Origin of the sequence: Pseudomonas sp. UBA6276 (assembly GCF_002438365.1) — a bacterium.
Classification (GTDB): domain Bacteria; phylum Pseudomonadota; class Gammaproteobacteria; order Pseudomonadales; family Pseudomonadaceae; genus Aquipseudomonas; species Aquipseudomonas coleopterorum.
The window spans coordinates 1-7904 of record NZ_DJUS01000188.1 but is presented as its reverse complement, the minus strand read 5'-3'; the positions used below and the strand labels follow the sequence as shown (position 1 = coordinate 7904).

General features: G+C 62.6%; 8 protein-coding genes. 4 read left to right on the top strand and 4 right to left on the bottom strand.

Going from position 1 to position 7904, the window contains the following annotated elements:
* On the top strand, positions 1 to 147 hold a 147-nt coding region (locus B2V21_RS21180; protein ID WP_286917947.1), incomplete at its 5' end, for a 3-oxoacyl-[acyl-carrier-protein] synthase III C-terminal domain-containing protein.
* 85 nt (positions 148 to 232) lie between these two features.
* On the opposite strand, the gene B2V21_RS21175 is transcribed toward B2V21_RS21180, so the two are convergent.
* A complete protein-coding gene (locus tag B2V21_RS21175) occupies positions 233 to 1516 on the bottom strand; it encodes a putative porin (RefSeq protein ID WP_049861101.1) in 1284 nt (427 codons plus the stop codon).
* Between the two features lie 278 nt (positions 1517 to 1794).
* Between B2V21_RS21175 and B2V21_RS21170 the strand changes: the two genes are divergently transcribed.
* A complete protein-coding gene (locus tag B2V21_RS21170; RefSeq protein ID WP_286917946.1) occupies positions 1795 to 2919 on the top strand; it encodes a GNAT family N-acetyltransferase in 1125 nt (374 codons plus the stop codon).
* Between the two features lie 153 nt (positions 2920 to 3072).
* Here the strand turns inward: B2V21_RS21170 and B2V21_RS21165 are convergent, their stop codons facing one another.
* The 3 genes from B2V21_RS21165 to B2V21_RS21155 form a co-directional block, all read right to left on the bottom strand.
* Positions 3073 to 4902, bottom strand: a complete 1830-nt coding sequence (locus B2V21_RS21165; protein ID WP_049861144.1) for an ABC transporter ATP-binding protein — start codon at positions 4900 to 4902, stop codon at positions 3073 to 3075.
* 66 nt (positions 4903 to 4968) lie between these two features.
* On the bottom strand, positions 4969 to 5532 hold the full coding sequence (locus B2V21_RS21160) for a peptidylprolyl isomerase (RefSeq protein WP_049861099.1): 564 nt from the start codon (positions 5530 to 5532) through the stop codon (positions 4969 to 4971).
* 147 nt (positions 5533 to 5679) lie between these two features.
* Positions 5680 to 6627, bottom strand: coding sequence for a LysR family transcriptional regulator (locus B2V21_RS21155; protein WP_282349286.1), 948 nt, complete (start codon positions 6625 to 6627; stop codon positions 5680 to 5682).
* Positions 6628 to 6676: 49 nt separating this feature from the next.
* Between B2V21_RS21155 and B2V21_RS21150 the strand changes: the two genes are divergently transcribed.
* Positions 6677 to 6994: a hypothetical protein gene (locus B2V21_RS21150; RefSeq protein WP_056843301.1), complete on the top strand. Its 318-nt coding sequence runs from the start codon at positions 6677 to 6679 to the stop codon at positions 6992 to 6994.
* Between the two features lie 148 nt (positions 6995 to 7142).
* A partial coding sequence (locus tag B2V21_RS21145) for a carboxylate/amino acid/amine transporter (RefSeq protein ID WP_286917945.1) occupies positions 7143 to 7904 on the top strand: 762 nt, incomplete at its 3' end.

The following is a 7904-nucleotide window of genomic DNA, read 5'->3' as shown; positions in this document are numbered from 1 at the left end:
CTCGACCGCTATGCCAACACCAGTTCGGCCGGCTCGGTGATCGCCTTGCATACCCATCAGGACGACCTGGCAGCGGGTTCGCTCGGCGTGCTGAGCTCGTTCGGTGCAGGCTATTCGATTGGCAGCGTGATTCTGCGCAAGCGCTGATCGACGGCGGCACTGACAATGAAAAAGGCGCAACCTGCGATGCACTCGCAGCTTGCGCCTTTTGTCTGAAGCGAGGAGAGCAGGCTTAGAACTTGGCTTCCAGGTCCAGCTGCAGCGTGTTCACGTCGGCATCGGTACGGGTACGACTGGCAACATCGGATTCGGCCAGGAAGTAGGTGGCACCGACGGCGAAGTTCTTGTCGATCTCGTAGCCCAGCTTGACCTTGTGGCCGCGCGAGCCGGTGAAACCGTTGGCGAAGTCGGAGTCGGTGAACGCGCCCACCACGGCATTGCGTTGCACGTCGCGGTAGTTGTAGTCCAGACCGAAGCCGGCGAACTTGGTCTTGAAACCGGTCAGCCAGGCCGTGTCCTGCTTGCCGACCGTGGCGGTGGCTTCGGCATCGCCGTTGACCACGTACTGGCCATAGATCGACAGCGGCAGGGGCAGGCCGGTGATGTCCAGTTGACCGAAGCCTTCGTACAGGGTGAATTCGGTTGAGGCGTTACCGTTGACGGCCAGTACGGCAGCGGCGTTGGTCGCGTTGTCGTTGTCGTAGGAATAGACGCTGCCGCCCAGGGTCATCTTGACGTTGTCGCCCAGCGCGAAGCGCGCGCCGGCCTGGCCGGTGTACATGCGCAGGTCATGTTCGAACTGGCGACCTTCACCGTCGATGTTGTCGGTCAGCACGTAGTAGCCGGTGCTGCCGAACAGTTCGGCGCCGCCCAATGGCAGCTTGTAGGTGGCGGCCACACCCTCGGGGTTGATGTCGCCGTCCCAGATCACGTCGCCCATGCTGACCCAAGGCTGGCTCATCTTGCCGCCGATCAGGTGCAGGTCCTTGACGGCCGTTGGGTGCCAGTCCAGGTAGGCCTGATCGAGCCAGATGGATTTCTTGCTGAAGGCGCCATCCAGGCTCTGGTTGGTGGAGCGGGCATCGGCGCTGCTGCCGGTGGCGACGCGGATACCGGCATCGACCTGCGGGTTGATCTCGCTGTAGACGCCCAGACGTGCGCGGATACGCTGGCGGTCCTGATTGCGATCGCCGCTGGAACCATCACGTTCGCCGTCGACGTTGATGCTTTCATGACGCAGGCGCACGTCGCCCTTGATCTGGGTCTTCGCGGCCCAGGCGACTTTCTGGTCGAATGCGCTCATCTTCTTCGATTGTTCGGCGGCAGCCACTTGTTGGGCCTGTTTCTCACTGTCCAGCTCGGTCTTCAATTCGGCGTATTGCGCAGCGTTGATCGAGCCGTTGGCGCGCAGCATGTCGAGCAGCTTGGCATCGACCGCAGCACTGGCCTGGCTGCTGATGGCCATCAGAACGGTGGCGCTCAGGCTGACCTTGGTGAGTGTTGAAACACGACGCATGACATTCTCCCTATCGCAAAAAAAGGCCGGCAAGCGCCGAACCTGAAAGTGCTTTCGGACACGCCTGGCAGATGGCGTGGCAGACCCCGAAAAACTGGCGCAAGTATTGCGAGGGGTGATGACAAAACAATGTCAGAACAATGGCTTAGTGATGACATTGAAAAGACGGTATGCATTGATCCAGAGCCTCCGCCGAGTGATGGCACCGTATTGGCGGGTGACCGCAGGCAGAGGCTGCGCGATACTGCTCGGCACGTCTCATCCTTTGGAGCCTACCGATGCCGTTGCATGTTGCTGCCAGCTTGTCCGCCATCGACGCCGCGCAATGGGACGCGCTGTTGCCTGAATCCCAACCGTTCCTGCGCCATGGCTTTCTCAGCGCACTGGAAGACAGTGGCAGTCTGGGCGAGCGCTCCGGTTGGGCGCCGGAGCACTTGGTGCTGATCGAGGAAGGGCAGCTGGTGGCGGCCTTGCCCAGCTACCGTAAATGGCATTCGTATGGGGAGTATGTGTTCGATCACGGCTGGGCTGATGCCTGCGAGCGTGCCGGTATCGACTACTACCCCAAGCTGCTGGGGGCGGTGCCGTTCAGTCCGGTCAGCGGCCCACGCCTGTTGATGCGTCGGCCCGAGCATGGCGTCGAGTTGCTGCGCGGTGTGCCGGGGTACCTGGAGCTGGAAGGGCTCAGTGGTGCGCATGTCAATTTCACCGATCCTGCCTTTGATGCGCTGATCGGCGCCGAGGAAGGCTGGATGGAACGGCTGGGTTGCCAGTATCACTGGCATAACCGCGGCTATCGGGATTTCGAGGATTTTCTCGATGCACTCAGCTCGCGCAAGCGCAAGCAGATGCGCAAGGAACGCGAACAGGTAAGGGCGCAAGGTATCGAGTTCGAATGGCGCGAGGGCGGGCAGGTCAGCGAGGCCGAATGGGATTTCGTCTATGCCTGCTATGCCAATACCTACCACGTGCGTGGACGCTCTCCCTATCTGACTCGTGACTTCTTCAGTCTGGTGGCCGAACGCATGCCCGAGGCGATCCGCGTGGTGTTGGCGACCCATGAACGCCGGCCGGTGGCGATGGCCTTCAGTCTGCTGGGAGGCGACAGCTTCTATGGTCGTTATTGGGGATGCCTGGCCGAGTATGACCGGCTGCACTTCGAGACCTGTTTCTATCAGGGCATGGACTATGCGATTGCCCACGGTATCCAGCGGTTCGATGCCGGGGCGCAGGGTGAGCACAAGTTGATCCGCGGGTTCGAACCGGCGATCACACGGTCATGGCACTACCTGCGGCATCCGGGGCTGCGGGCTGCGGTGGAGAATTTTCTGCAAGAGGAGCGGGTGGGGGTGCTGAGGTACGCGGAGCAGGCGCGGGAAGCGTTGCCGTATCGACAGGCCTGAGTCATTCATTACTAGGTGCCTGACTGTAGGAGCGGCCAGTGGCCGCGAAGGGAGCGCTACGGTGTGTCAGGCGAGCCGCGGTGACGTCTTCGCGGCCGATGACCGCTCCTACAGGGGGCTCCCATGGCCCCGTGAGCCATGGGAGCGCCAGGATCAATCCATCCCGACGAAGCCGCCGGTCTGATGGTGCCAGAGGCGTGCATACAGGCCCTGCTGCGCCAGGAGTTCGGTATGGCTGCCGATCTCCACCACCTTGCCTTTCTGCAACACCACCAGGCGATCCATCTTGGCGATGGTCGACAGGCGGTGGGCGATCGCGATCACGGTCTTGCCCTTCATCAGGGTTTCCAGGCTTTCCTGAATCGCCGCCTCGACTTCGGAGTCGAGCGCCGAAGTCGCTTCGTCCATGATCAGGATCGGTGCGTTCTTCAGCAGCACGCGGGCGATGGAGATGCGCTGGCGCTGGCCACCGGACAGCTTCACGCCGCGCTCGCCGACATGGGCATCGAAACCGCGACGACCTTCGCTATCGGACAACAACGGCAGGAAATCATCGGCTCGCGCCTTGCGCACCGCTTCCCAGACCTGCTCCTCGGTGGCATTGGGCTTGCCGTAGCGCAGATTGTCGAGGATGGAACGGTGCAGCAGCGACGTGTCCTGAGTGATCAGGCCAATCTGCTCGCGCAGGCTTTCCTGGGTCACGTCGGCAATGTCCTGGCCATCGATCAGGATGCGCCCGCTGGGCAGGTCGTAGAGACGCAGCAGCAGGTTGACCAGCGTCGATTTGCCCGCCCCGGAAGGCCCGATCAACCCGATCTTCTCCCCCGGACGAATATCCAGGGTCAGGCCCTCGATGATGCTGTCGCCCTTGGGGTAGTGGAAATGCACGTCTTCGAAACGCACGTTGCCGCGGTCGACCTTGAGCCGTGGCGCGCCCTTCTTGTCGGTCACGCTGACCGGTTGGGCGATGGTCTGCAGGCCGTCCTGGACCATGCCGATGTTTTCGAAGATGCCGTTGACCACCCACATGATCCAGCCGGACATGTTGACGATCCGGATCACCAGGCCGGTTGCGAGAGCGATTGCCCCCACGGAAATCAGCGACTGCGTCCACAGCCACAGAGCCAGGCCGGTGGTGCCGACGATCAACAGACCGTTGATGGTGGTGATGGCGAAATCCATGGCCGTGATCACCCGGCTGGCCAGCTGGGTTTTCTCGGTCTGCTCGCTGATCGCGTCACGGGCGTATTGCTGCTCCATGCTGGTGTGGGCGAACAGCTTGAGCGTGGCGATGTTGGAGTAGCCGTCGACGATGCGCCCCATCAACTTCGAGCGGGCGTCGGAGGACACCACCGAGCGTTCCTTGACCCGCGGAACGAAGTAATACAGCGAAATCACGTAGGCGATGATCCACAGGATCAATGGAATCATCAGGCGCCAATCGGCCTCGGCGAACAGCACCAGGGCACTGATCGCATAGATGAGCACATGCCACAGCGCATCGACTGCCGCCACCGCCGAGTCGCGCAGGGAGTTGCCGGTCTGCATGATGCGCTGGGCAATGCGTCCGGCGAAGTCGCTGTGGAAGAAGTTCATGCTCTGCTTGAGCACGTAGTTGTGGTTCTGCCAGCGGATCAGGCTGGTCATGCCTGGGCTGATCGCCTGGTGCACCAGCAGGTCATGCAGGCCGATGAAGATGGGCCTCAGGACCAGCGCCACCACCATCATCCAGGTCAGCTCCAGCGCGTTGTCGCTGAAGAAGTGCACGTTGGGCGTGCCCTGGGCCATGTCGATGATGCGACTGAGGTAGCGAAACAGCGCGACCTCGATCAACGCGCCGATCAGGCCGACCACCAGCAGCGTGGCGAAGCTGGGCCAGACCTGCTTGAGGTAGTAGATGTAGAAGGCCAGGACCTTGTTGGGAGGCGTTTCCGTAGGCGCTTCGCGGAAGATATCGATCCATTGTTCGAAGCGGCGATAAATGCTCAAGCGTGCTCTCCTGTGCGGGTTGACGGTCCTGGCTGAGACATGGCCGGCAGGGCGCGCGGCTTAGTCCACGCGTTTCGCCGATTTGATCATGATCGGATCACTGGGCACGTTCTGCATGCCGCTTTTGGTGGTCGTCGGCGTGTTGGCGATGTTGTCGACCACTTCCATGCCTTTGACCACCTTGCCGAAGACCGCGTAGCCAAAATCGCGACCACCATGGTCAAGGAAGTCGTTGTCCTTCTGATTGATGAAGAACTGGCTGGTGGCCGAGTCCTTTACTTGAGTGCGCGCCATCGCGAGGGTTCCCCGCACGTTGTGCAAACCATTGTCGGCCTCGTTCTTGATCGGGGCCTGGGTGGGCTTTTCACGCATGTTGGCGTCGAAGCCGCCGCCTTGCACCATGAAGCCTGGGATCACGCGGTGGAATACCGTGTTGTTGTAATGGCCCTTGTCGACGTAGGCGAGGAAGTTGGCGGTGCTGATCGGCGCCTTGACCGCGTCCAGTTCGACTTCGATTGCGCCCATGCTGGTGTCGAGCAACACATGGGGGTGCTGGGCGTCGGCAGCCATCAGGTGGCCTGCGAAGGAGAGGGAGCAGGCGGTCAGGAGGATTTTCTTCAGCATCGGTACGAGGTCCTTGAGGGGGGAGGCATAGGCTTTGAGCCGCAAGTGGCGCAAGCGTTCGGGGCAATGTAGCAAGCGTGCCGCCAAAGGGCGGCCCAGGCGAGCGGGGATGGAAAAAATGAATGTTACTTAATGTTCGCAAGACGGTCAGTCGTCATGCCCCATGAGGGCATTGGCCTGTTCAAGAGCCGGAATCGGCACGTCCAGGGGCGCGGTGTCGAAGGTGCGTAGCAATTCGACGAGAATTTGTGTGGCCGGACCCAAGGGCTTGTCCCGGTTCGAATACAGATAGAACGTTGGGTGCCGACTGCCACCTTGCTCAAGCGGCAAGGCGGCGAGTGTACCCTCGCGCAGTTCGCGTTCGATCATGTGCCGCGGCAACCAGGCGAAGCCCAGGCCGCTGCCGACGAAACTGGTCGCCGTGGCCAGACTGCCGACCGTCCAGCGCTGCTCAGCGCCCAGCCAGCCCACGTCACGCGGTTGCTGGCGGCCCGAATCGCGGATCACCACCTGCATGTGGCCGTGCAGATCCTGCACGCTGAGCGCGCGACCCATGCTCAGCAACGCGTGCTCGGGGTGGGCCACGGCGATGAATTCGATGGCGCTCAGTTCGGTGCCCAGGTAGCCCGGTATGCCGTAGCCGCTGATCGCCAGGTCGGCGACGCCTTCCTGCAGCACTTCCTCGACCCCCGACAGCACTTCTTCGCGCAGCCGCACGCGACAGCCGCGGCTCTGCGGCATGAACGCGGTAAGGGCGCGGATCAGCCGTGCATTGGGATAGGCTGCGTCGACCACCAGGCGCACTTCGGCTTCCCAGCCCTGCTCCATGTGGTGGGCCAGGTCTTCCAGCTGGCTGGCCTGGTTGACCAGTTGCCGGGACCTGCGCAACAGCACCGCGCCGGCGTCGGTGAGCACGGCCCTGCGGCCGTCGATGCGCAACAGCGGCACGCCGAGCTGGTCCTGCATGCGCGCCACGGTGTAGCTGATCGACGACTGCGAGCGGTGCAGGGCTTCGGCAGCCTGGGCGAAGCCGCCGTGGTCGACCACGGCCTGCAGGGTTCGCCATTGCTCAAGGGTGACGCGGGGCGCTTTCATCTTCGACTCCTGGTGTCCTAAGCTGGCAGCCCGCCACGGAGACTGCTCGATGATCAAATGCTGCGTTGTAGTGCTGGCCCTGCTGCCAGGCGTGTGTTTCGCCTACCCCATCGACGTGCAGAAGCAGCTCGACGACACCGACATTCTGGTCACGGCCCACGACACCGCCCCCGACATGGCCGCCGTGACCCTGCAGAACTACGGAGCCCGCGCGGCGCAGTGCAGTGTGCGCTTTCGCAATGGCCCCGAGCCGGTGCGGACCCGGCGGGTCAGCGTCGCCGCAGGGGCGTCGGCCGACGCGGTGGCCAGCTTCAAGCGCAGCATTCTCAGGTTGCGAATCGAGGTGCAATGCCAGCCGAGCGTGTAGCCACCGGCACAGATGCGACACAGGGTAGAGCAATGATCGGACAAGACAACTCATTTGATGAATCACGGTAGCGATCCGCGGTGCGCTTCACTGGCCTGACCCGGCCCACATGCGCTAAGGTCCGCGCCTCGCCAATTCGGGACGCACCATGCAATACCTTCTGATCGTCACCCTCATCCAGGCTTTCTCTTTCAGCTTGATCGGCGAATACCTCGCTGGCCACGTCGACAGCTACTTTGCTGTGCTCGCCCGGGTGCTGCTCGCCGGGCTGGTATTCCTGCCGCTGACGCGCTGGCGTCAGGTCGAACCGCGCTTCCTGCGCGCCATGCTGCTGATCGGCGCGCTGCAGTTCGGCATCACCTACGTCTGTCTGTACCTGAGCTTTCGGGTCTTGAGCGTGCCGGAGGTGCTGCTCTTCACCATCCTGACGCCAGTGCACGTGACGCTGATCGAGGACGCGTTGAACCGTCGTTTCAACCGTTGGGCGCTGGTGGCGGCGCTGGTCGCGGTGGCGGGGGCCGCAGTGATTCGTTTCGACCGCGTCAGCCCGGACTTCTTCATCGGTTTCCTGTTGCTGCAGCTGGCCAACTTCACCTATGCGGCCGGACAGGTGCTGTACAAGCATCTGCTGGCACGCCACCCCAGCGACCAGCCACAGTACCGACGCTTCGGCTACTTCTACGTCGGTGCCTTGCTGGTGGTGCTGCCGGCCTTCCTGCTGTTCGGCAACCCCCACAATCTGCCGCAGACGCCGGTACAGTGGAGCGTGCTGGCGTTCCTGGGGCTGGTGTCAACGGCGCTTGGCATGTATTGGTGGAACAAGGGCGCCAGCCGCGTGCCGGGCGCCACACTGGCGGTGATGAACAATCTCCACGTGCCGGTCGGCCTGCTGCTCAACCTGCTGATCTGG

Bases quoted from the DNA above. Each gene is read 5' to 3' on its own strand.
- B2V21_RS21160 (WP_049861099.1), bottom strand. From the start codon at position 5,532: ATGCTGAAGAAAATCCTCCTGACCGCCTGCTCCCTCTCCTTCGCAGGC.
- B2V21_RS21175 (WP_049861101.1), bottom strand. From the start codon at position 1,516: ATGCGTCGTGTTTCAACACTCACCAAGGTCAGCCTGAGCGCCACCGTT.
- B2V21_RS21155 (WP_282349286.1), bottom strand. From the start codon at position 6,627: ATGAAAGCGCCCCGCGTCACCCTTGAGCAATGGCGAACCCTGCAGGCC.
- B2V21_RS21170 (WP_286917946.1), top strand. From the start codon at position 1,795: ATGCCGTTGCATGTTGCTGCCAGCTTGTCCGCCATCGACGCCGCGCAA.
- B2V21_RS21150 (WP_056843301.1), top strand. From the start codon at position 6,677: ATGATCAAATGCTGCGTTGTAGTGCTGGCCCTGCTGCCAGGCGTGTGT.